The organism is Flavobacterium sp. LPB0248, assembly GCF_013388355.1.
GTDB lineage: Bacteria > Bacteroidota > Bacteroidia > Flavobacteriales > Flavobacteriaceae > Flavobacterium.
The window spans coordinates 3,322,451-3,348,305 of sequence record NZ_CP058246.1; the positions used below are offsets into that span (position 1 = coordinate 3,322,451).

Consider the following 25,855-nt stretch of genomic DNA (forward strand, 5'->3'; position numbering starts at 1 on the left):
ATGAAAAAGCTATACTTTCTGCTTCCACTTGTTTTTCTAGCATGCAAATCGGGAACTTCAACAACAAAAGAGAATGAAATAAAAGGAGTTTCAAAACCCATAGAAATCAGTTATAAAGTAAAGGAATCTGAAATTTCAGATTTTCTAAAATATCTTTCTTCAGATGAATTGGAAGGACGTGAGACTGGAACGAAAGGAATTGAAAAAGCGGCCGTTTTCTTGGAAGACTTTTTAAAGAAAAATAAAATTAAACCGTATTTTAAAACTTATCGTGATACTTTAACCAATTTCGAAAAGCCAGCGTTTAATATTGTTGGAGTTATTGAGGGAACAGATCCCGAACTAAAAAAAGAATTTGTTGTATTGAGCGCGCATTACGATCATATTGGTTTGGAGACAAAAGATCAGGCTGATAAAATTAATAATGGTGCCAATGATGATGCTTCGGGAGTAACTTCTGTAGCGGCAATGGCAAAATATTTTAGCACCACTAAAGCTAATAAACGAAGTATATTAATTGTATTTTTTGCGGGAGAAGAAAAAGGATTATTAGGATCTAAAAGTTTAGTAGAGAAATTAAAAAAGCAAAATTTCAATCTTTACACACAATTAAATATCGAAATGATTGGTGTGCCAATGAAACGCGATTATCTAGCTTATATAACAGGTTTTGATAAATCGAACATGGCGCAAAAAATAAATGAATACACAGGAAAAAACACCATCGGATTTTTACCTAAAGAAGCAGAATATAAACTGTTTTATAGATCTGATAATTATTCGTTTTTTCAGGCTTTCGGAAAACCATGTCAATCTTTAAGTACTTTTGATTTTGAAAATTTTGATTTTTATCATCATGTTTCAGATGAATTCAAATTAATGGACATTCCTCATATTACTAGATTCACACAAGAATTATTGCCAGCGGTAACAAAAATTGCCGTTTCTCCAACACAAGAAATAACCATGAACAAATAAGAGGCTGTTTTACACCATTTGATTATTTTTGCTCCATGAAAAATATTATTGTTACCGGAACGAGTAGAGGAATTGGCTATGAATTGGCATTGCAGTTTGCAAATGCAGGAAATCAAGTATTGGCCATTTCGAGAAAAATACCAAAAACACTTTTAGAACATCAAAATGTAACTTGTCTGTCGGTTGATTTGGCAGACGAAACTGCTTTGCATGAAGTAGAAAGTTTTCTTTCTTCAACATGGAAAAAAGTAGATGCAGTAGTTCATAATGCAGGAGCATTACTTTTAAAACCTTTTGCAGAAACTACACAAGCAGATTTTGAAAGCATTTATAAAGTGAACGTTTTTGCTGTTGCTAATCTAACTAGAATTTGTCTTCCGTATTTAGGAAAAGGAAGTCATGTTGTAACAATCAGTTCTATTGGCGGAGTTCGCGGAAGTTTGAAGTTTGCTGGATTGGCAGCTTACAGTTCTAGTAAAGGAGCGGTTATTACTTTAAGTGAACTATTGGCAGAAGAATACAAAGAGCAAGGAATCTCATTTAATGTTTTGGCTTTAGGATCTGTTCAAACTGAAATGCTGAATGAAGCTTTTCCAGGATATCAAGCGCCAATTTCGGCGGAAGGAATGGCAACTTATATTTATGATTTTACGCTTAACGGAAATAAATATTTTAACGGAAAGGTACTTGAAGTTTCATCAACGAATCCGTAAATAGTTATGAATTATGAGTTTTGAATTATGAGTGAGAGTATTGTGAAAACTAAAAGTTTTGAGTTAGCTGTAAGAGGAGTTAATTTTTATAAATGGCTAGTTGCAGAAAGGAAAGAATTTGTAATGAGTAAGCAATTTTTGCGTTCGGTTACTTCAGTTGGTGCCAATGTTCGGGAAGCTGTGAATGCTCAAAGCAAACCTGATTTTATTCATAAATTATCGATTTCTCAAAAAGAATGTGATGAATCAATGTATTGGTTGGAAATATTGATTGCTACGAATTATATTTCTAATGCGGAATTTGAATCAATGCACAAGCAATGTGAAGAAGTGTTAAAAATCATAAAAAGTATAATTTTAACAACAAAGAAAAAACTCATAACTCAAAACTCATAATTCATAATTAAATTGAGCGATACTTTAGCGAAATATATCCCAGAACATGCGGTAAAACCCGTTTTCGATTTGATAGTGGCCAATCAAGTTCATTTGAAGATTGTAAACGAACGTCAGACGCGCCATGGAGATTATAGACGCGGACCAAGCGGTAAGCATGAGATTACGGTCAATGCAAGTTTAAATAAATACAGATTTTTAATTACACTGATTCACGAAATTGCGCATTTAGTAGCTTTTGAAAAGTTTGGACGAAATATAAAACCGCATGGAAATGAATGGAAGTATACTTTTCAGCGTTTAATGGTTCCGTTTATTCGGCCAGAAATATTTCCGGGGCAGATTTTACCTTTGCTAGCAAGACATTTCAAGAACCCATCTGCAAGTAGCGATACAGATACTACTTTGTCTTTGGCTTTAAAGCAATACGATAAAGAAAATGATAAAAATTACGTTTTCGAGATTCCTTACGGAAGTATTTTTAGAATTAAGAATGGCAAGGTCTTTAAAAAAATTGCCGTTAGAACAAAGCGTTTTGAGTGTTTAGAAATCAGCTCTGGAAAAACATATCTTTTTAATCCGAATGCTGAGGTTGAATTAATCACTTTAAAAAATTCTAGTACCTAAATTCCAAATTTCAATTACTGGAGAAGTCAATAAAAAAATCCCAAATTCCAATAAGCAACTTGGAGTTTGGGATTTTTATTATTTTGGGTTTTAAATTCTATAGTCCTTTTAAATAAGCTTCTCGTACTTTCTTAAATAAGTTTGAAGAATATACGAATTTAACTATTGCTTCATTATCGGTTTTAAAGATTTCTTCTTTAGTTCCCTGCCAAGCTTTTAAGCCTTTCTTTAGAAAAACAATATTTTCACCGATTTCCATCACGGAGTTCATATCGTGCGTGTTGATTACGGTTGTAATATTATATTCTTTTGTAATTTCCTGAATCAGGTTATCAATCAAAGTCGAAGTATTTGGATCTAATCCAGAGTTTGGTTCATCACAAAACAAATATTTCGGATTGTTTACAATAGCTCTCGCAATAGCCACACGTTTTTGCATACCTCCAGAAATCTCAGAAGGCAATTTTTTGTGAGCGTCAACAAGATTTACTCTTTCTAAAACAAAGTCAACTCTTTCTTTAATTTGTGCTTTGCTATTATTGGTGAACATTTTTAGGGGGAAAGCTACATTTTCTTCAACTGTCATCGAGTCAAATAAAGCAGAACCCTGAAATACCATTCCGATTTCAGTTCTTAATTCACGTTTTTCATCTTTATCTAAATCAGAATAAACTCTTCCGTCAAATTCGATTGTTCCTGAATCTGGTGTATGAATTCCCAATAACGTTTTTAATAAAACTGTTTTTCCAGATCCACTTTGTCCAATAATCAAGTTGGTTTTTCCAGTTTCAAATACCGTCGAAACGCCTTTTAAAACTTTACTGTCGCCAAATGATTTTTCTATATTTTTTACTTCTATCATTATCCTAATAATAATTGAGTTAATATATAATTTAGAAGGATAATAGTAACAGATGTCCATACAAACGATGTTGTACTCGCCTTACCAACTTCTAATGCACCACCTTTCATATAATAACCATGAAAAGATGGAATTGTTGCCAATAACATCGCAAATATTAAAGTCTTGATAAATGCATAAGTAATATGAAACGGTATGAAATCTTTTTGAGCTCCCATAATAAAATCTGCACCAGTTGAAAATCCTCCATAAGCACAAGCAAGCCATCCTCCAAAAATTCCTAAAAACATACTAATTCCAATAACAAAAGGGTACATTAATAAAGCTATAATTTTTGGGAAAACAAGATAGTTAACAGAATTAACTCCCATAACTTCTAAAGCATCTATTTGCTCTGTAACTCGCATTGTCCCGATACTTGAAGTGATGTAAGATCCCATTTTACCGGCCATAATTACCGAAATAAAAGTAGGGGCAAACTCCAAAACTACAGATTGACGTGTAGCAAAACCAATAAGATATTTAGGAATTAATGGGTTAGTTAAGTTTAAAGCTGTTTGAATGGCAACAACTCCTCCAATGAAAAAAGATATAAAGCAAACAATTCCAAGGGAGTCAATAATCAAATCATCGATTTCTTTGAAAATTAAATTTTTCATAACAGGCCATTTAGTCTGTTTATTGAAAATTTCTTTCAGCATTAAAAAATATTTTCCTATTTGGGATAAATAACGAATTAGCATCATAAGTTTTAAATATTGGCTAAGGTAAAAAGAAGTTATGAGTTATGAGTTATGAGTTCAGTTTTTTCGAGTGTTTTACTGATCAAATTAACTTTTCTTTCATTTTTTTTAAACGATAATTTCTAATAAACTTAGCTTGTTCGGGAGTTACTAATAAAGGAGTTTTGGCGCTTTTGGCTTTCATAAATCCTTTAATGTAATCTAAAAATAGAAAAGGTTTTTTCTTCATCATTGCCAGTTTTGCCGAAGCAATCGCTGTGATCCAAAAACCATAACCTAAAGTATAAAAAGCTTCGCCTTGTTTGTAACGAGCTGTTTTGTTGTAGTTTGCACCTGTCGGTTTTAGATGTTTTACATGTAAAGATTCGTCGGTAACTATTTTCCAATCGTAATACTTGCAAAGCAATTCGTCTACAGTATCCCATCCCATTGCTGGTCGTAAACCACCAATTTGTTGGAAAGTTTCTTTTCGATACGCTTTCAAAGCACCACGAATATGATCTTTATCTGTTAGATTTTCTAAAACCCATTCGCCGTTTTTATCAATATAGCAGAATCCGCCAGCCATTCCGATTTTAGGATCAGATTCAAAATGTTTGATTATGGTTTCAAAATAGTTTGAAGGAAAAATTAAGTCGCCGTCTATTTTTACAATAATATCATAATCAGAATCCAGAGTTTCAAAGCCTTTCTGAAAAGCCTGAATTACTTTACTTCCTGGTAAATGAATCGCATCTGAAGTTTTGTTTACAACAGAAATGTATGGGTTTTCTTTTGCAAAACCCAGTACAACTTCTTCTGTTTTATCTGTAGAATTGTCATTTACAACCACAACTTTTGTAGGCAGAACAGTTTGAGTAACTAGAGACTGTAATGTTAAGCCAATTAGATTTTCTTCGTTATGTGCGGGAATGACGATGTAATATTTCATTTTAAGAATTTTAGATTTTAGATTTTAGATTTTAGATTGTGTGGAAATCATCTAAAAATCAAAAATCAAAAATCGTTAATCTGCAATCTTAGTTCTTAACTTTTTCCGCGACAACAATATAATATCTCGGAGTGAAGTATCTTAATAATGGTCTGATTCCAAGTTTTTTTACTGGATGTGTAAATTGAAGGCGATCTGTGATTTTCCATCCTGTTTTTTCTAAAAGCCAGTCCAATTGCCAATCTTCAAATTCATGATAATGTCTGTCCCACATATCTGTTTTAGAACGATAAGCAGGCGAAAACCATAAACGTAACGGAATTGAAATTAACAATTTATCACACTTTACATTTTGCAAAATAGTGTACGGATTTAGTAAATGTTCGAAAATTTCAAAAGCTGTAAAAACGGTATAATCTTCTGTTTGTAAAGCCGTTTGGTCGTTGTCTAAATCTTCTCCTTTTGTATTTTTTACAGTATAACCGTTTTCTTCCATTATTTTTGAAAATGGATTTGGAACACCAAAATCAAAAATGGTTTCAGATGTGCTAACGTGCTTTTTTAAAAACTCTAAAGTAAGTTTGAATCTTTTATTCGGAAACGTTTTTTCGTACATATTCATTGTGAACGAATTAATCTCTCGTTCATGATTTGTTAATTAGGTCGCAAATATACTAAAAAAGTCCGCACTATAAGATTGCGGACTTTTTTAAGTTTTCAGTCTCAGTCACAGTATTCAGTCTAAGAAACTGAATACTGTGACTGTAAACTGCGACTAGTATCGGTAAACAAAAGCATTAATATTCATTCCTGCTCCAACTGAAGCAAAAATAAGAACATCACCTTTATTGATTTCATGATTTTCAACTTTTCCCTGAAGGATTAAATCATACAATGTGGGAACAGTTGCAACACTACTATTTCCTAAATCGTGAATACTCATTGGCATGATATCTTTAGGAGCCGTTTTGTCGTATAGTTTGTAGAAACGTTCGATGATTGCTTCGTCCATTTTTTCGTTTGCTTGATGAATAAGGATTTTTTTCACTTCATCTATTGCAATTCCGCTTTTATCTAAACAGCTTTTCATCGCGCATGGTACATTGCTTAAAGCAAATTCGTAGATTTTACGTCCATACATCTTAATGTATTTTGTATCTGGATCTAAATCTTTATTGTATGATTTTCCGAAGAAAAGGTAACCAGCTTCATCAGTTGCATAAGTAGCGCTTTCGTAAGCTAATAAGCCAGCTTCATCAGTTGAGGCTTCTAAAATTGAAGCACCTGCACCATCAGAATAAATCATTGAATCACGATCGTGATCATCAACAACTCTTGATAGCGTTTCGGCTCCAATTACCATTACTCTTTTTGCCATTCCAGATTTGATGAAAGCATTGGCTTGTAAAACACCTTCGATCCATCCAGGACATCCAAAAATAATATCGTAAGCCACGCATTTAGGATTTTTAATGCCTAATTTGTTTTTAACACGTGTTGCTAAACTCGGTAAAATATCTGATTGAGTAGTTCCTGGTTTTACATCTCCAAAATTATGAGCGATGATAATATAGTCTAAAGTTTCTGCATCAATGGCAGCATTTGCAATGGCTTTTTCAGCAGCAAAGAAAGCTAAATCAGAAGCATTGTATTGTGGTTCAGCATAACGGCGATTTTCAATTCCCGTAATACCTTTAAATTTTTTAATAACAACTTCGTTCGGATAACCAAAAGGAGTTCCATCCTCATTTAAAAAAACATGTTTATCAAAATCTGTGTTTTTTACTTCTAGATTAGGAATGTAGCTCCCAATACCTATAATTTTTATTTTCATTTTGCCCGTGATTATCCTATAAATTTAGCGCTAATGTATAAATAATATTATGATAACTATCATAAAAAATACTATGCATGCATATAATTATGAAAAAACGATTTTTCGGTTGATATATTGTTTTTTTTCTAATGATTTTTTAATATTTCCTATATTTCAAACGATTGAAGACGATTTGAAGGTCAATGTTTTTTGACTATTATTTCGATTTTATTCAAATAATTTCACAAAAGATTAGCAGAAAGTTATGTTTCTTTAAATCAGATTTCTTCTTTGTTGTTTGGTTTAAAAAAGTTTCAGTTTTCAAGTTATGCTGAAACTTGAAACCTGAAACAAAAAAAATAAACCCGACAAGTTTTTAAAACTGTCGGGTTTGGATATTTATAAGAAAACTAAATTTTAGCTTTCCATGTAAGCTTCAATAGGAGCACAGCTGCATACTAAGTTTCTGTCACCATAAGCATCATCTACACGACGAACAGATGGCCAGAATTTATTATCTGCAATGTATTCTAATGGATATGCCGCTTTTTCTCTTGAATAAGGGAAATCCCAAGAATCAGAAGTTAACATTGCTAATGTATGAGGTGCATTTTTCAATACATTGTTTTTGTCATCAGCAGTTGCTGCTTCAATCTCTTTTCTGATTGAGATAAGGGCATCACAAAAACGATCTAATTCAGCTAAATCTTCAGATTCTGTTGGCTCAATCATTAAAGTTCCAGCCACTGGGAAAGAAACCGTTGGAGCGTGGAAACCGTAATCCATTAATCGTTTTGCGATATCACCCACTTCAATTCCGTTTTCTTTAAATGAACGGCAATCTAAAATCATTTCGTGAGCCGCTCTTCCACATTCTCCAGTGTAAAGAATTGGGTAGTGACCTTCAAAACGAGATTTCATATAGTTCGCATTCAAGATTGCGTGTTCTGTAGCACTTTTTAATCCTTCAGCTCCCATCATTGTGATGTAACCGTAAGAGATTAAACATACTAAAGCAGATCCGTAAGGAGCAGATGAAATAGCAGTAATTGCTTGTTCGCCACCAACTTTTAAGATTGGATTTGTTGGCAAGAACGGAACTAATTTTTCGTTCACACAGATTGGTCCAACTCCAGGTCCACCGCCACCGTGAGGAATAGCGAATGTTTTGTGTAAGTTTAAGTGACAAACGTCAGCGCCAATTGTAGCAGGATTTGTTAACCCAACTTGTGCGTTCATGTTTGCACCATCCATATATACTAATCCGCCATTATCATGGATTAATTTAGTGATTTCAATAATTGAAGATTCGAAAACTCCATGAGTAGAAGGGTACGTTACCATTAAGCAAGATAAATCATCTTTGTGCTCAATCGCTTTTTCTCTTAAATCTTCTACGTCAATATTTCCTTCTGGAGTCGTTTTAGTAACAATGATTTTCATTCCAGCCATCGCTGCAGAAGCAGGATTTGTTCCGTGAGCCGATGAAGGAATTAAACAAACATTACGGTGACCTTCGTTTCTTGACATATGGTAAGCACGAATCGCCATTAAACCAGCATACTCTCCTTGAGCTCCTGAGTTTGGCTGTAAAGTTGTTCCAGCAAATCCAGTAATTACATTTAATTGCTGCTCTAATTTTTTAAGCATCGTGATGTAACCTTCAGCTTGCTCTACTGGTGCAAACGGGTGAATGCTGTTCCAGTTTGGCATTGATAAAGGGAGCATTTCTGAAGCCGCGTTTAATTTCATTGTACAAGAACCTAAAGAAATCATCGAATGATTTAATGATAAATCTTTACGCTCTAATTTTTTGATGTAACGCATCAATTGGCTTTCTGAATGATGATTGTTGAAAACATCATGCGTTAAGAAAGAAGAAGTTCTTTCTAATGAAGCTGGTAATTGACTAGCTTCAGTTAGTTCAGAAACTGTGAAAGCCTCTTTTCCTAAAGCTTCAGCAAAAATCGCAATGATTTGGTTGATGTTAGCGATTGAAGTTGTTTCGTTAAATGAAATAGAAATCGTATCAGCATCAACATAGAAGAAGTTTACTTCGTTTTTCTCTGCAACAGCTTTTACTTTTTGAGCGTCTGCTTTTACTGAAATAGTATCAAAGTAAGCCGTATTAGTTTGGTAAACTCCTAATTTATTTAAAGCTTCAGCAGCAGTAACCGCCGATGCGTGAACTTTGTTTGCAATATATTTTAATCCTTCTGGTCCGTGGTAAACCGCGTACATTCCAGCCATAACTGCCAATAAAACTTGTGCAGTACAAATATTTGAAGTTGCTTTTTCACGTTTGATGTGCTGCTCGCGAGTTCCTAAAGCCATACGTAAAGCACGGTTTCCATTTGTATCAACAGAAACTCCAATGATACGACCCGGCATAGAACGTTTGTATTCGTCTTTAGTTGCAAAGTAAGCTGCGTGAGGACCACCGTAACCCATTGGTACACCAAAACGTTGAGTAGTTCCAACCACAACTGCAGCACCCATTTCTCCTGGAGAAGTTAAAGCGGCTAATGATAAAATATCAGCAGCAAAGGCAACTTTAATTTCGTTTTCTTTTGCTTTAGCAACAAAAGCGCTGTAATCGTTTACTTGCCCGTATTTGCCTGGATATTGTAAAATTGCTCCAAAGAACTCATTTGAAAAATCAAATGTTTCGTGGTTTCCAACAACTAATTCAATTCCAATTGGAGTGGAACGTGTTTGAAGTACAGATAAAGTTTGTGGTAAAATTTCTTCAGAAACGAAGAATTTATGTGTATTGTTTTTCTTTTGATCTCTTGTACGAACATCAAATAATAACGCCATAGCTTCTGCAGCTGCAGTTCCTTCATCTAATAAAGAAGCATTTGCAATCTCCATTCCTGTTAATTCGATAACAGTAGTCTGGAAATTTAAAATTGCTTCTAAACGACCTTGAGCAATTTCTGCTTGGTAAGGTGTGTAAGCTGTGTACCATCCTGGGTTTTCAAAGATGTTTCTTTGAATTGGAGCAGGAACAATAGTTGGGTGATAACCCAATCCAATATAAGATTTGAATACTTTGTTTTTTCTTCCTAACTCTTGAATGTGATTTGCAAATTCGTACTCGGTCATTGCAGGATCTAAATTCAAAGGTGCTTTTAAACGAATGTCATCTGGAAGGGTTTCATAAACAAGTCGCTCGATTGAGTCAACTCCAATAGTTTTCAGCATATGCTGAAGATCAGTTTCTCTTGGACCAATGTGTCTTAAAGCAAAAGCATCTGTTTTCATGTAGCTATCTAAGTTTTTTTAATTAATGTGTTCGTACACCATTTTATAGTGCGAATCACATTTAAAAGTAAATGTGTTGTTTTTTTGTGGCGCAAAATTAAGTATTATTACTAATTTAATAGGTATTTTTAACTTCATTTTTTATCAAATTTATAATCAAAGACTTGGTTTGTTAATAAAATATTAGATTTGAGGTATGATAGTATCAAAACGAATCTTAGATTTTTATCTAAATAGCAGTATTCATGTGGCTTTATCGTGTTACGCTCTTGTGCGAATTACGTTTCATGTATTTCATATTCAATATGATGAGCCGATGGCACTTTTTGTTTTTTTTGGCACAATTGTAGGATATAATTTCGTAAAATATGATGCGCTGGTTCGTGTAAAGAAAAATCAAATAGGAACGCAGCTAAAAATTATAGCTGTTTTGAGTTTTATTTCGCTGATTTTGGTTGGGTATTATTTTTTCCATTTAAAGCGAATTACCCAAATTGTCTCCGTTGGAATTTTTGCCATAACAGCACTTTATACATTACCATTTTTTCCAAACCGAAAAAATGCCAGAAATTGGGCTGGCGTAAAAATTTATATTGTAGCGCTTTGTTGGGTTGGTGCAACTTTGGTTTTGCCTCTCATAAATGCCGAAATTCCATTTACAACAGATTTCTTTATCAAATGTATTCAGCGATTTATATTGGTTTTTGTGTTGATTTTGGTTTTTGAGATTCTGGATCTTGCAAATGATGATCCGCACCTTCAAACCGTTCCACAGACAATTGGCGTTAAGAAAACCAAACTTTTAGGATTTCTATTATTGATTCCGTTTTGGTTTTTAGAAGTTTTTATTTCAACATTCAATTATCACGATGCAATTATAAATCTTATCATGGTTATTATGCTGATGTTGTTTATTGCATTTGCCAATCCAAATCGTTCCAAATATTATACTTCTTTTTGGGTAGAAAGTGTACCAATTTTTTGGTGGCTGATGATTCTTTTTCTATAAAAATATCTAGGGCGTGCCCCCGATAATACAAGCGGGCAAAATTACTTTGCGCTTATTCGCCCGCCTGCATTATCGGGGTCGGGCTATCCGCGCTACTCCGGTAGCCAGCTCCTATCCCTCACGCAACCGTAAAACGAGAAGATTCATTTTCAAAAGAAAATTTTATGAATTATTAAATTTTGGGTTGCCTACAGCTTTAGCTGGAGGTAAAAGAACTCTTCAATAAGGGCTTTAGCCAAATGGCAAAGTTCGGCTAAAGCCAAGAAACAATCTGTCATAATTTATCCTCCAGCTAAAGCTGTAGGCAATTAAAATGTTTTTTTTAAATCTGCTCAAATCTGCTAAATCTATGAGATAAAATTATTTCGTTTTCTGTTCCGCCAAAGCCTTATTCAAATCAGCCTTAGCCTCATTTAGTTTTTTCCTTTTTTTGTCGATTTTTTCTTTGCTTTCATTGTCTTTAATAGCCTTGTTCAAATCGGCTGTTCTTTCATTTACTTCTTGCTGTTTCTCTTTAACCTTTTTGTCAAGATCTTTATTTACTGTTTTAGTGGTGCAGTTTTTCTTGGTTTGCGCAATAGCCTCTTCAATACCTTTTATCTGATTTTGATTTCCAGCTTTTTTTGCGGCAGCTAGTTTTGTGTTTAATTCACATAATTTTCTTTCGCATCCTTTTAAAGTGGTGCAATTACTTTGAGAAAATCCAACAAAAGAAATGGTAAAAAGAAGTATAGTTAATATCGTTTTCAATTTCATAAGTATATTTTTTGATTTGTAATTAATTCGTTTTAAGAGTAATACTTATAAAGTTAAATAAATTATCTAAACGTACTTCTCTGAAACCACTTTTAAAATTTTATTTCTTTCCAAAAGAAAATTCGTCAAATGTTTTTTCAAAAGTAAATCATCAAATAATTTTCCAAATATCCCAAACGGAGTTTCATATTGCAATTTATCTTTCATGATTGTAATGCCATTTTCTTCTTCAAAAAAATGTTCATGTTTGAAGGTTTTGAATTTGCCTTTTTCCATTTCATCTACAAAAGAATCATAAAAATTCATTGCAGTAATTCGGCTTTTGTGAGTGATATAAAATCCAAAATGTTTACCGCGCCAAGTTACCGTTTCGTTTAAATTTATTAAACCAGATGTTATTCCAGCAATCGCTTTTTCTTTTGAAGGACTAGCAGATTGTTGGTGAATATCGATATTCCTTGAGACATCAAAAACGATTTGTTTTGAAGCGTTTATTTTACTTATGAGATTTATTGTTGTCATTGGTTTAAGTTTTTCTTTGTGTAATCTTGTCATCCCGAGGAACGAGGGATCACACTAGGAACTCCGCAATTTATATCGACAATTCTTTGTCGAGCTTCGTGTGTGATCCTTCCTCCGTCAGGATGACAAAAATGCACATTGTTTTATCGCAATAAATTTTTAAATGCCTCATCAATATCCCCAAACTTAAATTGAAAACCATTTTCCCAAAGCCGTTTCGGAATTACATTCCTGCTTTTCAAAACCAATTCGGTTTCAGTTCGAATGAAAAAAGATCCGATTTCCAAAAAGAATTTATTCAACGGAATTCCAAAAGGAAAACCAACAGCTTTTCGAAGTTTTTCCATAAAATCAACATTTCGAATTGGAGTAGGAGAAACAATATTGATCACACCAGACATTTCTTTTTCAATAATAAAACCAACCGCATTGGCAAAATCTTCTTCATGAATCCAGCTTACAAATTGATTGCCGCTTCCTTGTTTTCCTCCAAAACCTATTTTTGCCAAAGTCTTTAACGGAACAAAAGCACCGCCATTTTTGCCTAAAACAATTGAAGTTCGCAAAGCGGTTTTTAAAGTCTTTGGAGTTTCGGTTTTAAAGAATGCTTTTTCCCAAGAAAGCGCCACATTTATAGAAAAATCATTTCCAATTTCGCCGTCTATTTCATCCATTTGTTTGTCAAGTGAAAAGCGGTAAATAGTTGCAGTTGAAGAATTCAGCCAATGTTTAGGTGGATTTTTACAATTCAAAACCGCTTTGTTTAAGGCTTTTGTACTGTCAATTCGTGACCAAAGAATCTCTTTTTTGTTCTCTTTCGTATAGCGGCAATCAACAGATTTTCCAGCAAGATTAATTAAGACTGAAGCATTTTCTAATTCCTTTTCCCAGCCAGTAAAAGTTCTGGCATTCCAGTTTACATACTTAATTCCGTTAATTGTTTTAGATTTTTCTCGGGTGAGAATTACAATTTCTTCAAATTTATCTTTGAAATGATGGATTAAAACTTGTCCGAGAAAACCTGTTCCGGCTGCAATTATAAGTTTTTTCATTTGAGTTTTTTTTAGCCACGAATCGCACAAATTTTCACGAATTTAAAAAAGCATAAAGGCAATTTGAAAATTAATTAGTGAAAATTAGTGAAATTCGTGGCAAATAGTTTTAAGCTTTAAAAACTAATCTTTCTTCTCTTTGAGCTTCTTTAGCTTTTCTTTTTCCTCTAAAAAAGAAATACAGATTAAAGAACAACATGATGCCAAGATAAATAGAAAATCCACCAATTTTATAACTCAGTCTTTCAATTAATTCCTGATAACTGTCTTGGTTTAATTGCAGTTCTAGAATCATTAATGCAAAACCAATATTTAAAAGATAGAATCCAGTTTCAAAAAGTTTGTTCGTTGCTTCGGCAATTTCCTCGTGGCCTTTAAATATATCTAACATAAAGATTTTTCCATTTTTGAAAAGGGTTTTAGAAACATAATAAGTTAAAAATAAAGCGACTGGTAAATAAATTCCGTAACCAATTAAGATTTTTGTAGTTTCCATAATATTTGAATTTTAGTTGTTGTTAATTATTTTTTTAGCGTATTTGGTTATAACCAAAATGTTGAGGTAATGCAGTATTGAGATAATAAAAATTATGACAGCTGTTTTGATGCAGAGTATTTCGACCAATTGAGACGAAGAAATAATTTTTTGCCAGGAAATTAAAGTCATTGCACAATAGCCAATATTTAAAAGGTAATAGGCTAGAAGTAAAACCTGATTAATTTTTTGGCAGAGATCGGCGTGATTTGGAATTAGTTCTAAAACAAAAATATTCCCGTTTTTGTAGCAGATTTTCCCAACTTTTAGGATAATGAAAATGGTTATGCTGAGGTAAACAAAATACCCAATGATATTAAAATTCATGATTTCCCAATTTATGAGGTTAATACATCTCTTTCAGAACAGGTAGCATTTGCAATTTCCTTTTGTTCTTCACTGTAATTTTTGAACCTTGAGCTAAGAAAATAGAAGTTGGTTTTTGAGTTTGAAGAAATCCAAAATCGTTTCCATAATTTTTTTCGAAATCAATATCAATTCTATGATTTACAACTTCAAATTGTTCCCATCTCGGGTGTGTCACTTCATATTCAAAAGTGGTTTCTTCATCGATTTTTGTATATCCGAAGTAATGTTCTGTAATGAATTCAGCTTCAGAATCGATTTCGATTTTACTTAAATCTTTTTGGGTTTCAATTTCAATTGTGTTCCATTCTTTGTCATTCTTCCATTGATAGATAAAAGTATTCGTGTTTTGATTTTCTATTATTTCATATCTCATTTTCTGAGTTTCATAATGTTCTTGATACAAAGTATTGGCGATAAAAGTGATGGCTTTTTTAGGAACAATTTCTTTAATGAAAACTACACCACGTTTCCATACACCGTTTTCAAAACGTTTTACATAAAATCTCAGATTCACTTCTTCAAAATCGATATGAAACGGAACTTTCAATCCTAAAACTTTGGTATTTTTAAACATAAATCCGACCAAGCTTACGTAACATTTGTTGTTCCAAATGTCAATTTGAGTTCCTGCAGGAAGATATTTCTCTAAGATTTCAGCATCAATTTCATAATTGAAAAGTGCTAAATTTTTCCATTCTGCTTTTAAGAAGTTCATATCAATTGTTTTTAAAGTTTTAAACTTTCAGAAAAAAATGAAAGTTTGAATTAAATTTTTTTACTTCATCATTTTCATAACCAATTTTCCTAGCCAGTTATCATTAAACTCGGTCATTTTGTCTAACATATTATCTGCTTTCAAAACAAAATCGTATAATTTGGTGGTTTGATCTACAAAGTGTTTTTCTTCTGCTGAATCTTTTGCTTCAATAGTCGAAACTTCTTTTAAGATTTTTAGCGTTGGTTTAATTTCTCTTTTACTTCTTTCTCTGGAAATTTTAACTGCTAATTCGTCTAAATCTTTTTCAGCTGTAAAGAATTCTTTTCTTTCTCCAGCTTTAAATTCTTTATAGACAATTCCCCAATCCATTAAACTTCTTAAATTCATGCTTGCGTTTCCGCGAGAAATTTGCAATTCTTCCATAATGTCTTCCATAGAAATAGGTTCGTTTGAAACCATCAATAAAGCGTGGATCTGTGCCATCGTTTTATTAATTCCCCACTGAGAACCTAATGCTCCCCAGGTTTGTACGAACTTATTTTTTGCTTCTTTGAATTCCATGAAACAAATGTATGTAAAAGTTTTTAAACTTTCAAAAATAATTGAAAGATATTTTAAAAAGAGGAATATTCTTAAAATCAGGTATTTATACTTATTTCTTTTTCTTACAATCTTCTTTACTTTGTTTACTGTAAGAAAAGCCTCTGTCTCATTTCTCATCTTAAGCCTACTATTCGAATCTGCACTTTTGATTTGATAAAATAAACCTAAGTACTTATCTGAAATGAATTCTGAGCTGTTTTTTTAACAAAAGTGTGGAGCAGAACCCACTATAAAAAACGGGGCGGATCCGAAAAGCCTTATGAGTAGGAAACCAAAAACAACAAATTATGTCAGAATTATTAGCAGGTGCTTATTTAGCAAAAGGCACAATCGGAAATGTAGGAACACTAGGTGCTCCAATTGCAGCATTTAGTTTAGTCGTTGTTCCATCGCAACATTCTGTTTCAGGGACAGTAGTAATTACACAAGCTGTTAAAGGAGCAGACAGCCACATTGTAGTTCAAGTAAAAGGAAAGATATTTTCTACTGGGTTTGGCGAATTTACGCAGGTAGTGAGTTTACAAGGACAATACGTTCAATCTGTTCCGCCTCCAGGGATTGGTTCTTTCTTAGCAGAATTTAATGCTCATTTAGCAATTGATAATGCTTGGAATGGTAAAGGCGGTTTCGGATATTGGAATCATGCTGTTGAAAATGTGTCAGTTACAGCTGCAAAAGAATTAAAGTCTGAGTTGGTTTAAAAAAAACAAAAGGTGAGTAACTCGGATGAATTAAATTTTCGTGTGTTATTTACAATTTGGATTCAGAGGAGCCGTCTGTAACAGGCGGCTCTTTTACATTCAATTCCCTAAAAAAAAACTTAATCAAAAAAACAAATGAAAAGAAAACAAGTTATAATTGGTTTAGTAGTTGTTGTTTTGATAGCAGCTGTTACACTCTTTTTTCTAAATAAGGAAAAAATAATAAACAAATACGATTCATCTTCTGGATATGCTAATGCATCGGCATCTTCGGCACCATGCGAATGTGAGTCTAGCTGGTTTCCTCATGAGCAGACTCCAGCTCCAGCAGAAGGTGATGGAAGTCCGTTTGATAGCAAGACGACTACAAACTGTGATTTTCATCAATGGTCATGGCAAAAGTTTTTGTGGGTAACAAAACCTTTGCCTAGCGGAAATCCTTTCTTTTTAGATTCTTTAACTTTGGTGAGTCCTCAAATGGAAGATGTAGTACCACAGTTAGGTATAAAATTAGCACTGAGTTCTATTAATCAGGCTGGTTCCCGTGGCGTTTTGCGATCTAATCCAAAATTTAACAATGCTGCAGATACCGTTTATTATTCAATTCACGTTAACAATCTGCTAAAAGACAAGGCTGTTACGACTGCTGCGTTGATCAACAGCGGAAAATTACCGGTTTCGAATTCAGAAACATTTCCTGTTGGGGCATTAGAATTAAAAGTTTCCTGGATTAACATAGATGCAATTGCAAAAGAGCAGCAAAAAAATTATTTTACAACAAAAGCTGCTGTTTTAAACAGTAAAGGGAAATATGTTGCAAGAACTGTGGCATTATTAGGTATGCACGTGGTGGGGATTGTAAAAAATCATCCTGAATTTATCTGGGCTACTTTTGAGCATAAAGATATGGCACCTGTCTACGATAAGAAAAACAATTCTGTAACAGCTGCAAATGAAATGTTGTTTTATGAAAAAGGAACAAGTACTGGTATAAATGGGATTAAATGGCAAAAAAGTACAGCCTCGCCGATTACTCCAAATAAGGCATTTATTCTTTATGAGTATGGTATTCCAAAAGATTTAGGCACGGGTTCATTTATGGCAACAAGTCAGACAGAACCAGTTAACTTTAATAATATTGATAATATTAATAAGTGCGTCGCTTCTAATCTGAAAGATGTTTTTAATAATTATTTTTATAATGGTTCTATTTGGTTAGATTTTGATGGATTTTCTTCTCAAGATCAAATCAAAGCAATTGTCACTAGAGATATTTCAAGTGCACTTCCAGATTCATTAGCAAGAGGTTCGGTTAATTTGGCAAATATTACAATGGAAACCTATACGCAGACTTTCCAAAATGATATACACCAAATTAATAATACAAATTTAATTAGTTGTTTTTATTGCCATCAATCTGAAAACTTTGACGACAAAAGGCCAGGTAAATCTCCATTATTCTTAAGTCATTTATTTGGAGATTATTTGCTATTTACTAAACCTGCAGTTGCACTTACTGGTAAAAATGCTACTAATTCTGCTAGCTCAAGAGCAAAACGTATAGAAGAAATAGAGGCCTTGAAAGCTAAACAGTTAGAGAAATTTATTAAAGAGAAAAAGTAAAAAAATAATTTTCATATTAGAAACTAAATTATACTATTTCGATTTTATAAAGCCAAAGTAGATTTAATTCTACTTTGGCTTTTGTTTATTTATAGTAATGGTTCGAAGTTATTTAACGAATAATAAAGTTATGTTAATTCAACGCAAGAAATTTTTGATTAAATAATGGTACAGCTATTTTTGTAAAAATCACAATTTATGGAATTATACTACACATTTTCGGTGCTAATTGTATTGGCATCTTTCTTCGCCTATTTGAATTTAAGATTTTTAAAGCTTCCAGGAACCATCGGAATCATGATTATTGCCATGTTGGTTTCGGTTGGAATTCGCCTTTTGGGAGATTCTTATTTTCCTGCAACTACTAAGCATTTTTTTGATCTGATAAAAGAATTCGACTTCAACGAAATCCTAATGGGAGCCATGTTGAATTTTCTTTTATTCGCTGGAGCATTGCACGTAAATATGGCTGATCTGAAAGAACAAAAAGTGCCTATTATGATTTATTCTACAGTAAGTGTTGTTTTATCGGCTTTGATAATTTCGATGCTTCTTTTTTATATCGCGCCACTTTTAGGAATAAAAATACCTTACATATTTTGTTTAGTTTTTGGAACTCTAATTTCTCCAACTGATCCAATTGTGGTCTTAGGAGTTTTAAAAGAAGCAAAAGTTCCAAAAAGAATAGAAACTAAAATTGTTGGTGAGTCATTGTTTAATGATGGAGTAGCAGTAGTAATGTTTGCTGTTGTTCTAAAAATGGCAACCGATCCAACATTTGATGCAACTTTTAGCTCAATCTCTTTGTTATTTATAGAAGAAGGAATCGGCGGACTTTTATTGGGAGCTGTCTTCGGATTTACAGCTTCAAGAGTCATGAAAAAAATTGACGATTATAAAGTTTCTGTTCTTATAACACTTTCCATAGTAACAGGAGGATTTTTGGTGGCACAGGCTTTACACGTTTCTAGTCCGCTTGCAATGGTTGTTGCCGGATTGATTATTGGAAATTATGGTAAAAAAGTGGCCATGAGCGAAGTGACCAAAGATTATTTAGGGAAATTCTGGGAACTTATTGATGAGATTCTAAATGCCGTTTTGTTCTTATTTATTGGTTTCGAATTATTATTGCTTCCAAATTTAGACAAACAGTTATTGACAGGTATTGTTGCTATTTTTATTGTACTGTTTTCACGATTAACTTCGATTGTTTTACCTTGGAAATTCTTCGATATCTTTAAGTTCTTCGGAATTAAATCGGCTTACAATAAAGGTTCTTTGATGGTTTTGGTTTGGGGAGGAATTCGCGGAGGGGTTTCTATTGCGTTAGTTCTTTCAATGCCAGAAAGTGAATATAAAAACTTGTTGCTTGAGGTAACTTATATCGTTGTTTTATTCTCAATTGTAGTTCAAGGATTAACTGTTGGAAAGTTGGCAAAAAGAGTTTTAGAGAAAGAGTAAAAATTGAGTTACAAAAAATAAAAGACCTACAAAGAATATTCTTTGTAGGTCTTTTTTGTTTCTCTATTATTTAGTTTTATCTAATTTGAAAGTTTTAGATTACTTTTTGTGATTTTTTGCAATCTTTTATATGTAAATTCGCATGTATTATATTTTTTTTGAAAGATATAAGACACATTTTTTGTTTGCGCTTTTTTAAGCAAATAAAGAAATAACCACTAAATATTATCCAAAAACAAATTAATCATGAAAGAATTCGAAAGAAAGAAAAGTGCATTTGATTTAAGTAGTTATTTTTTAAATGAGCCTTTTTTAAGCCAAGTGCATGTTATAATACAAGAAAAAAAACAGATGCATCTTTTGGCGTTTACCAATTAGCAAATCAATTAAAAATTAGCAAATCTCAACTTAACCGTAAGATGAAAAAAGAAATGAGTTTCTCGCCCAAGAAACTCATTTTGCATTATAAAATGGATCTAGCAAAGCATATTCTGAGTCAAAACAGATATTCTATAGAAGAAACAGCATTTTATTGTGGTTTTAGTGGTGTAACTCATTTCAGCCGTAAGTTCAAGCAGGAATTTGGGATTTCTCCATTGGCATACCGTAAAAACGGACTTATGATTGTTTTTAATCCTCATGATTGGGAAATTCCCCTTAACGATGAATGTTTTAATAAACTAATTCAATTAAAGGATGAAAATAAATGGTTTGCAAAATTGCTAATTACTATTATTGATAATCTTGATAATGAAGCATTTTCTATAGAAATGCTATCAGACAAACTTTTTATGAGTTCCTCAAATCTCAATCGGAAAGTGAAATCCTTATTTGAGTTCTCACCAGTTCGCCTCCTTCGCGATATACGTCTTCAATACGCTACCGAATTAATAGTGCTACAAAACAAATCAATAACTGAAGCCGCTTTTCTTGCTGGTTTTTTTGATGTTGCCCATTTATCTCGTGTCTTCAAGAAAAATTTTAATTGCAGTCCCAGTAAATATGAAAGCAGAACTACTTTGTTTCCCTTTATTAATTTATTAAAAAAGGAATATGAATCAAATTGATAATAAGTAGCTGATTTTGTACAAGTTAAATGAGTGGTTGACTTGTAATTTTGACTTATTAGAATTCAGGATTTGTACAAATTGAATCTAAGAAGCTTGTTGACTTATTCTGCAGATAAGAAAGATAAGAGTCCAAATTCAAATAAAAAAAGATAACAGAAATACCTGGTATATAATATATCCAATAAGTTACAAGAGAGACATTACTGTTACATCAAAATTTTGTTTGAGTTTAGATTTTTATTTCAGTGCTACAAATTTGCTTTAAAAGGTTATAAATAGACGTATTGAAACCCGAATAAAGTAGATATGAAAGATGTTATTGGCAAAGAAAAAAGCCGATAGCTTAAATTAAAATTAGTAATCAAATAAGAAAATTATGAGCAAATTACATTTTTACAGAAATAGTGTCAAAGACGCTGACGGAGACGGAACTTTAGATAAAGAAGGTTTTTCTGCCGTTCTATCATGGGGAGAAGTTAAATCAGGATATACCTATGAAGTTAGAAGTGGAACAAGAGTTAGTGGAGACAGTTATCCGTGTACTACTGGAGCTACGAAAGATGGTACTGCAAAGTTTGGAAAGAAAAGTGCTTAATACATTTTAGCGGAGCAATACCCACTTTAAAAAACGAACTGTTTGCATTCAGGAAATAATGCAGGGCGGAACCCGAAAAGCCCATGAGTAGGGACATACAAACAAATATGAAAATTATGGCAACTTTTACCACAACAATTAATATTAGTGCGGCTGATGTAAAAATTTTAAAAGATCAGGGATATTCTTTATACGGATTTAAATCTGTAGCGGCTACTGGTGATGGTTCTCCTACTGTTTGGTTTAATCTACCAACAGAAAAATTATTGGGGAAAACAAAAATTACTTGGGAAGAAGAGTTTCAAGCATACAATTCGACCACTACAATTGCGCCTAAAACTAAAATTGAAGCAAGCAACACAATTGCAACTGATTTAGGACAATTAGTAACGATAGAAAAAGGTTCTGGAAATATTGAATCTAGTACAGACGGATATGATGGTGCTGTATCTTTTCTTAATAAAGATACACAGCAATTTACAGTTGGAATTAATCAATTGGTAAATGGCAAATCAAATATTTTATGTGCTTTTCCAATTTTAGGAGCTGGATCTTCAAGAGTGATAACGCCAATTACTAAAATTGCATTGATTTTTTCTACAGAGCAAATTGTAACAGCAACGGTAATCACTAAAGCAATGTCGGCTGGAGCTTTTATTAATCTTACAGGAGTAACTTCACGAGAAACTAGTTATTCGATAGACTCAGGCTGGGATGCTGGCGGAGGAACGTGGCTAAAAAGTTTCGATGCTTTTACAGATTTAAAAAAACTGTTAATTGAAAACACAAGTAGAGATGAAAAAGCTCTAAGTGATAAAAACAAATAATTTGTATTGATAAGTTTTATTACTCTTCATCATTATTTGGTGAAGAGTAATTTTTATATCTAGTATACAGGATTCGTTTCAACATTAAAAGAAAAAGCTGATGAAATATTCATTAATAACTACGTTTTCTCAAGATACGGTAGAAATATTAAACCAAGGAAATTACACTTTATGTTGCTTTCTTGCCAGTAAAACCGATAACCCTTCGTTATTTGTGCCTTTATGCTGGAGTATAACTAAAGATTTTTTGCAATCTGTTTTGATTGAATGGGAAGATAATCTTTGCAGTTATTTATCCACAAGTACGATTAAAGAAAATAGTGTGATATACATACCTCAATTGGGACCACAGAAAGGAAGTGCCACAAATAGAAGTTCTGTATCAGGTTCAAGTTATCAAATCGAATTAAAACAACGTATGCTTATTGAAAATTCAGGAAAGGTTTCGATTGATTCTTTAAATGCTTTCGATAATGTATTAATCCAAAATAACTCAAATGATAAATATTCAACAGGAATTTCTATTTACAATAATAGTGAAGAGAAGTATTATGGAAATTGTGCTTTTAACTCCTATTACGGACAGAATATTAAAGTTGCACCTGTTAATAAAGCATTTTTAATGTTTACGAATAATAACATTGAAAGCAATACAGTTGTTTTAATTGCCGAAAACCCAGGAATAATGGTTGATTTGACTGCAAGTGCAGATAACTCCAGAACTGTATCTTATGATATGAATAATGGCTGGAGTTCAAATGGACAAACTTGGGCAAAAAAATACCCAAGCGGTACAAATTTAAAAACTTTGCTGCTTTCTTGATTTTAGTATTTTATCGCTTATCTTCTTTAGAGTAATTTGATTCTCCATTAATATTAATTTCTTCGCCTAAAAAACGGGGTTCGCGATTTCTTAAAACATCGAAAAAAGATTTAAAAACCGAACCATATTCTCTAAAACGAACATAATTATATCCAAGATATTCTCCTTTATTGGCAGAATATCCAGAAGATTTAATGCCTAGTTTTTGCCCAATATAAATGGCGCGATTTAAATGATATTCCTGTGAAATTAAAGTTGCTTTTTTAATCTTAAAAATATGTTTGGCGCGATACATGGTTGAATACGTATCAAATCCCGCGTAATCAATAAAGATTTTTGTGGTGTCAACGCCATGATTGTAACAGTAATTTTTCATTACTGTCAATTCATCGTATTCGTCACGACCATTATCTCCAGAAAGCAGAATTTTATTGATGCGTTTTGCTTTCCAAAGCATAATTCCGGCATCTAAACGATCTTTTAAATATTTGCTTGGCTGATTTCCATTAATTCCTGCGCCAAAAATAATTCCGACATCATTCTTAGGGAACTTTTTTATGGAATAATAAATGTTCTTTTTAGTCGAAGATTTAACATAATAGTTTACCGAAACAATAGCAATCAATCCAATAATTGCAAGATAAAGCACTATTTTAAAATATTTTTTCACGGCTGGTATTTGTAAGATTAAGATTTAAAAATGCTAAGATAGTTAAAGTAAAACCAAATAAAAAACCGAAGCATTTCTACTTCGGTTTTAAAATTTAATTCTCTAGGAAACTTAGCAACTTAGTCCCGATAGCTATCGGGATAGTATCTTAGAGACTCTATAATAATCCCGCTCTTTTCAATAAAGCTTCTGGTCTCGGTTCTTGACCTCTAAAGCGTTTGTATAAAACCATTGGATGTTCTGTTCCTCCTTTAGAAAGAACGTTGTCTTTGAATTTTTTTGCAATTTCTTCGTTGAAAATTCCATTTTCATGGAAATACTCAAAAGCATCTGCATCTAGAACTTCAGCCCATTTGTAGCTGTAATATCCAGAAGAATATCCGCCCTGGAAAATATGAGAGAATGCTGTACTCATCGCATTTTCTTTAACATCGGGATACAATTGTGTGCTGGCAAATTGTTCTGTTTCGAAAGCTTTTAAGTCAGTGATAGAAGAAGGATCTTGTCCGTGCCAAGCCATATCTAATAATCCAAAACTTAATTGGCGTAACGTTGCCAAACCTTCTTGGAAACTCGCACTTTCTTTAATTTTCTGAACGTACTCAATCGGAATAATTTCTCCCGTTTCATAGTGATTCGCAAACAAAGCCAAAGCTTCCGGTTCGTAGCACCAGTTTTCCATAATCTGACTTGGCAATTCTACGAAATCCCAATAAACAGAAGTTCCAGATAAACTTGGATAAACCGTGTCAGCCAACATTCCGTGTAATCCGTGTCCGAATTCGTGGAATAAAGTTGTTACTTCATTAAAAGTCAATAACGAAGTTTTTGTTTCTGTTGGTTTCGTGAAATTACAAACGTTAGAAATATGTGGTCTTTCGTTTACGCCGTCTTTCACATATTGCGATTTGAATGAAGTCATCCATGCGCCATTTCTTTTTCCTTTTCTCGGAAAGAAATCAGCATAGAAAATGGAAACTAAATTGTTATCAGCATCTTTTACTTCATAAGTGGTAACTTCTTCGTGGTATTTATCGATATCAAAAACTTCAGTAAAAGTTAAACCATATAATTTTTTGGCAACTGTAAATGCGCCATCTAAAACTTTTTCTAATTGAAAATATGGTTTAAGCTTTTCATCATCTAAATTAAAAAGCTGTTGTTTTAATTTTTCAGAATAATAAGCGCCGTCCCATTTTTCTAATTGCTCAATTCCGTCTAGTTCTTTCGCGAAAGCAGTTAATTCAGCAAATTCTTTTTGAGCCGCTGGTTTAGCTTTTGCCAATAAATCATTTAAGAAAGAGAAAACTTTCTCTGGACTTTCAGCCATTCTTTCTTCCAGAACAAAATGCGCGTGTGTTTTATAACCTAATAAATTGGCTCTTTCATGACGAAGTTTAGCAATTTTCAAAACGTTTTCTTCATTGTTAAATTCGTTATTCTGAAATGCTTTTGCTCCAAAAGCAATCGCCATTTTTTTACGCAGTTCGCGATTATCAGCATAAGTTAAAAACGGAATATAACTTGGATGATCTAAAGTGAAAATCCAGCCTTCTTTTTCCTGATTTTTTGCTAATAATCTAGCTGCTTCAATTGTTCCTTCTGGCAAACCAGATAAATCTTTTTCATCAGTTAAATGCAATTCGAAGTTGTTGGTTTCTGCTAAAACATTTTCGCCAAATTGTAAACTCAATTTCGATAATTCTTTGTCGATTTCTCTTAACTGGTTTTTCTTGTCTTCTGGCAGATTGGCTCCGTTTCTCGAAAAGCTTTTGTATTTTTTATCTAGTAAAGTTGTTTGCTCTGGATTCAGATTCAAACTTTCTTTTTGATCATAAACTGCTTTTACTCTCGCAAATAAATCAGCATTTAAGCGAATGTCATTTCCAAATTCTGAAAGCAAAGGCGAAACTTCTTGAGCAATTTTCTGCATTTCGTCATTCGTTTCAGCTGAATTCAAATTGAAGAAAATACTAGAAAGACGATCTAAAATATCACCCGAAAAATCCATCGCAACAATTGTGTTTTCAAAAGTCGGTGCATCTGGATTATTTACAATCGCATCAATTTCGGCTTTAGCCAAAGCAATTCCTTCATTGAAAGCCGGAACATAATCTTCGATTTTAATTTGCGAAAAAGGTGCGGTATTATGTTTGGTGTTAAAGTATTGTGTTAAAACGTTCATATT

At 32.9% G+C, this 25,855-nt stretch carries 28 protein-coding genes; 13 read left to right on the plus strand and 15 right to left on the minus strand.

Features of this window, described 5'->3' with window-relative positions; translation table 11 throughout:
* From LPB248_RS13935 to LPB248_RS13950, 4 genes are read left to right on the plus strand one after another with little or no spacing between them, the layout of a single operon-like run.
* Positions 1 to 978: a M28 family peptidase gene (locus LPB248_RS13935; protein ID WP_177211977.1), complete on the plus strand. Its 978-nt coding sequence runs from the start codon at positions 1 to 3 to the stop codon at positions 976 to 978.
* Between the two features lie 35 nt (positions 979 to 1,013).
* Positions 1,014 to 1,691 (plus strand): SDR family NAD(P)-dependent oxidoreductase, encoded by a 678-nt coding sequence (locus tag LPB248_RS13940; protein ID WP_177211978.1) that lies wholly within the window; start codon positions 1,014 to 1,016, stop codon positions 1,689 to 1,691.
* 27 nt (positions 1,692 to 1,718) lie between these two features.
* On the plus strand, positions 1,719 to 2,087 hold the full coding sequence (locus LPB248_RS13945; protein WP_177211979.1) for a four helix bundle protein: 369 nt from the start codon (positions 1,719 to 1,721) through the stop codon (positions 2,085 to 2,087).
* 12 nt (positions 2,088 to 2,099) lie between these two features.
* Positions 2,100 to 2,714 (plus strand): SprT-like domain-containing protein, encoded by a 615-nt coding sequence (locus LPB248_RS13950; RefSeq protein WP_177211980.1) that lies wholly within the window; start codon positions 2,100 to 2,102, stop codon positions 2,712 to 2,714.
* Positions 2,715 to 2,811: 97 nt separating this feature from the next.
* On the opposite strand, the gene LPB248_RS13955 is transcribed toward LPB248_RS13950, so the two are convergent.
* The 6 genes from LPB248_RS13955 to gcvP form a co-directional block, all read right to left on the minus strand.
* The gene (locus LPB248_RS13955) at positions 2,812 to 3,576 is read right to left on the minus strand and encodes an ABC transporter ATP-binding protein (protein WP_177211981.1); all 765 of its coding nucleotides are present in this window, start codon (positions 3,574 to 3,576) and stop codon (positions 2,812 to 2,814) included.
* A complete protein-coding gene (locus tag LPB248_RS13960; protein ID WP_012022541.1) occupies positions 3,576 to 4,322 on the minus strand; it encodes an MlaE family ABC transporter permease in 747 nt (248 codons plus the stop codon). The genes LPB248_RS13955 and LPB248_RS13960 overlap by 1 nt, the downstream gene beginning before the upstream one ends.
* Positions 4,323 to 4,401: 79 nt before the next feature.
* A complete protein-coding gene (locus tag LPB248_RS13965) occupies positions 4,402 to 5,250 on the minus strand; it encodes a glycosyltransferase (RefSeq protein ID WP_177211982.1) in 849 nt (282 codons plus the stop codon).
* Positions 5,251 to 5,338: 88 nt separating this feature from the next.
* On the minus strand, positions 5,339 to 5,866 hold the full coding sequence (locus LPB248_RS13970) for a methyltransferase (protein WP_177212549.1): 528 nt from the start codon (positions 5,864 to 5,866) through the stop codon (positions 5,339 to 5,341).
* A 159-nt stretch (positions 5,867 to 6,025) separates the two neighbouring features.
* Entirely contained in the window at positions 6,026 to 7,084 is a 1,059-nt protein-coding gene (locus LPB248_RS13975) for a 3-oxoacyl-ACP synthase III family protein (RefSeq protein ID WP_177211983.1), read from the minus strand.
* A gap of 399 nt (positions 7,085 to 7,483) precedes the next feature.
* Positions 7,484 to 10,333 (minus strand): aminomethyl-transferring glycine dehydrogenase, encoded by a 2,850-nt coding sequence (gene gcvP / locus LPB248_RS13980; protein ID WP_177211984.1) that lies wholly within the window; start codon positions 10,331 to 10,333, stop codon positions 7,484 to 7,486.
* A gap of 196 nt (positions 10,334 to 10,529) precedes the next feature.
* Here gcvP and LPB248_RS13985 point away from each other — a divergent pair, with 196 nt between their 5' ends.
* Positions 10,530 to 11,342: a hypothetical protein gene (locus LPB248_RS13985; protein WP_177211985.1), complete on the plus strand. Its 813-nt coding sequence runs from the start codon at positions 10,530 to 10,532 to the stop codon at positions 11,340 to 11,342.
* A 360-nt stretch (positions 11,343 to 11,702) separates the two neighbouring features.
* Here the strand turns inward: LPB248_RS13985 and LPB248_RS13990 are convergent, their stop codons facing one another.
* The 7 genes from LPB248_RS13990 to LPB248_RS14020 form a co-directional block, all read right to left on the minus strand.
* Positions 11,703 to 12,098, minus strand: a complete 396-nt coding sequence (locus tag LPB248_RS13990) for a DUF1090 family protein (RefSeq protein WP_177211986.1) — start codon at positions 12,096 to 12,098, stop codon at positions 11,703 to 11,705.
* Between the two features lie 66 nt (positions 12,099 to 12,164).
* Positions 12,165 to 12,620, minus strand: coding sequence for an SRPBCC family protein (locus LPB248_RS13995; protein WP_177211987.1), 456 nt, complete (start codon positions 12,618 to 12,620; stop codon positions 12,165 to 12,167).
* A 143-nt stretch (positions 12,621 to 12,763) separates the two neighbouring features.
* Positions 12,764 to 13,672: a TIGR01777 family oxidoreductase gene (locus LPB248_RS14000; protein ID WP_177211988.1), complete on the minus strand. Its 909-nt coding sequence runs from the start codon at positions 13,670 to 13,672 to the stop codon at positions 12,764 to 12,766.
* A gap of 109 nt (positions 13,673 to 13,781) precedes the next feature.
* Positions 13,782 to 14,168 carry a hypothetical protein gene (locus LPB248_RS14005; RefSeq protein ID WP_177211989.1) on the minus strand — a complete coding sequence of 129 codons (387 nt, stop codon included), beginning with the start codon at positions 14,166 to 14,168 and terminating at the stop codon, positions 13,782 to 13,784.
* 12 nt (positions 14,169 to 14,180) lie between these two features.
* Positions 14,181 to 14,534: a hypothetical protein gene (locus LPB248_RS14010; protein WP_177211990.1), complete on the minus strand. Its 354-nt coding sequence runs from the start codon at positions 14,532 to 14,534 to the stop codon at positions 14,181 to 14,183.
* A 19-nt stretch (positions 14,535 to 14,553) separates the two neighbouring features.
* Positions 14,554 to 15,291 (minus strand): YqjF family protein, encoded by a 738-nt coding sequence (locus LPB248_RS14015; protein WP_177211991.1) that lies wholly within the window; start codon positions 15,289 to 15,291, stop codon positions 14,554 to 14,556.
* A gap of 60 nt (positions 15,292 to 15,351) precedes the next feature.
* Entirely contained in the window at positions 15,352 to 15,855 is a 504-nt protein-coding gene (locus LPB248_RS14020) for a GbsR/MarR family transcriptional regulator (protein ID WP_177211992.1), read from the minus strand.
* Positions 15,856 to 16,184: 329 nt separating this feature from the next.
* Between LPB248_RS14020 and LPB248_RS14025 the strand changes: the two genes are divergently transcribed.
* From LPB248_RS14025 to LPB248_RS14055, 8 genes are all read left to right on the plus strand, one after another.
* A complete protein-coding gene (locus LPB248_RS14025) occupies positions 16,185 to 16,598 on the plus strand; it encodes a DUF1842 domain-containing protein (protein ID WP_177211993.1) in 414 nt (137 codons plus the stop codon).
* Between the two features lie 135 nt (positions 16,599 to 16,733).
* Positions 16,734 to 18,221 (plus strand): hypothetical protein, encoded by a 1,488-nt coding sequence (locus LPB248_RS14030; RefSeq protein WP_177211994.1) that lies wholly within the window; start codon positions 16,734 to 16,736, stop codon positions 18,219 to 18,221.
* 198 nt (positions 18,222 to 18,419) lie between these two features.
* Positions 18,420 to 19,682, plus strand: coding sequence for a cation:proton antiporter (locus tag LPB248_RS14035; protein ID WP_177211995.1), 1,263 nt, complete (start codon positions 18,420 to 18,422; stop codon positions 19,680 to 19,682).
* A gap of 246 nt (positions 19,683 to 19,928) precedes the next feature.
* Entirely contained in the window at positions 19,929 to 20,060 is a 132-nt protein-coding gene (locus tag LPB248_RS17095; RefSeq protein WP_255462948.1) for a hypothetical protein, read from the plus strand.
* A gap of 41 nt (positions 20,061 to 20,101) precedes the next feature.
* Positions 20,102 to 20,749, plus strand: a complete 648-nt coding sequence (locus LPB248_RS14040; protein ID WP_177211996.1) for a helix-turn-helix transcriptional regulator — start codon at positions 20,102 to 20,104, stop codon at positions 20,747 to 20,749.
* Between the two features lie 379 nt (positions 20,750 to 21,128).
* Positions 21,129 to 21,347, plus strand: a complete 219-nt coding sequence (locus tag LPB248_RS14045) for a hypothetical protein (RefSeq protein ID WP_177211997.1) — start codon at positions 21,129 to 21,131, stop codon at positions 21,345 to 21,347.
* Positions 21,348 to 21,430: 83 nt separating this feature from the next.
* Entirely contained in the window at positions 21,431 to 22,174 is a 744-nt protein-coding gene (locus tag LPB248_RS14050; RefSeq protein ID WP_218279828.1) for a hypothetical protein, read from the plus strand.
* Between the two features lie 100 nt (positions 22,175 to 22,274).
* Positions 22,275 to 22,997 carry a hypothetical protein gene (locus LPB248_RS14055; RefSeq protein ID WP_177211999.1) on the plus strand — a complete coding sequence of 241 codons (723 nt, stop codon included), beginning with the start codon at positions 22,275 to 22,277 and terminating at the stop codon, positions 22,995 to 22,997.
* Between the two features lie 10 nt (positions 22,998 to 23,007).
* Here the strand turns inward: LPB248_RS14055 and LPB248_RS14060 are convergent, their stop codons facing one another.
* Together LPB248_RS14060 and LPB248_RS14065 are read right to left on the minus strand one after the other, a co-directional pair.
* Positions 23,008 to 23,667, minus strand: coding sequence for a vancomycin high temperature exclusion protein (locus LPB248_RS14060; protein ID WP_177212000.1), 660 nt, complete (start codon positions 23,665 to 23,667; stop codon positions 23,008 to 23,010).
* 157 nt (positions 23,668 to 23,824) lie between these two features.
* The gene (locus tag LPB248_RS14065) at positions 23,825 to 25,852 is read right to left on the minus strand and encodes a M3 family metallopeptidase (RefSeq protein ID WP_177212001.1); all 2,028 of its coding nucleotides are present in this window, start codon (positions 25,850 to 25,852) and stop codon (positions 23,825 to 23,827) included.
* Positions 25,853 to 25,855: the final 3 nt, after the last annotated feature.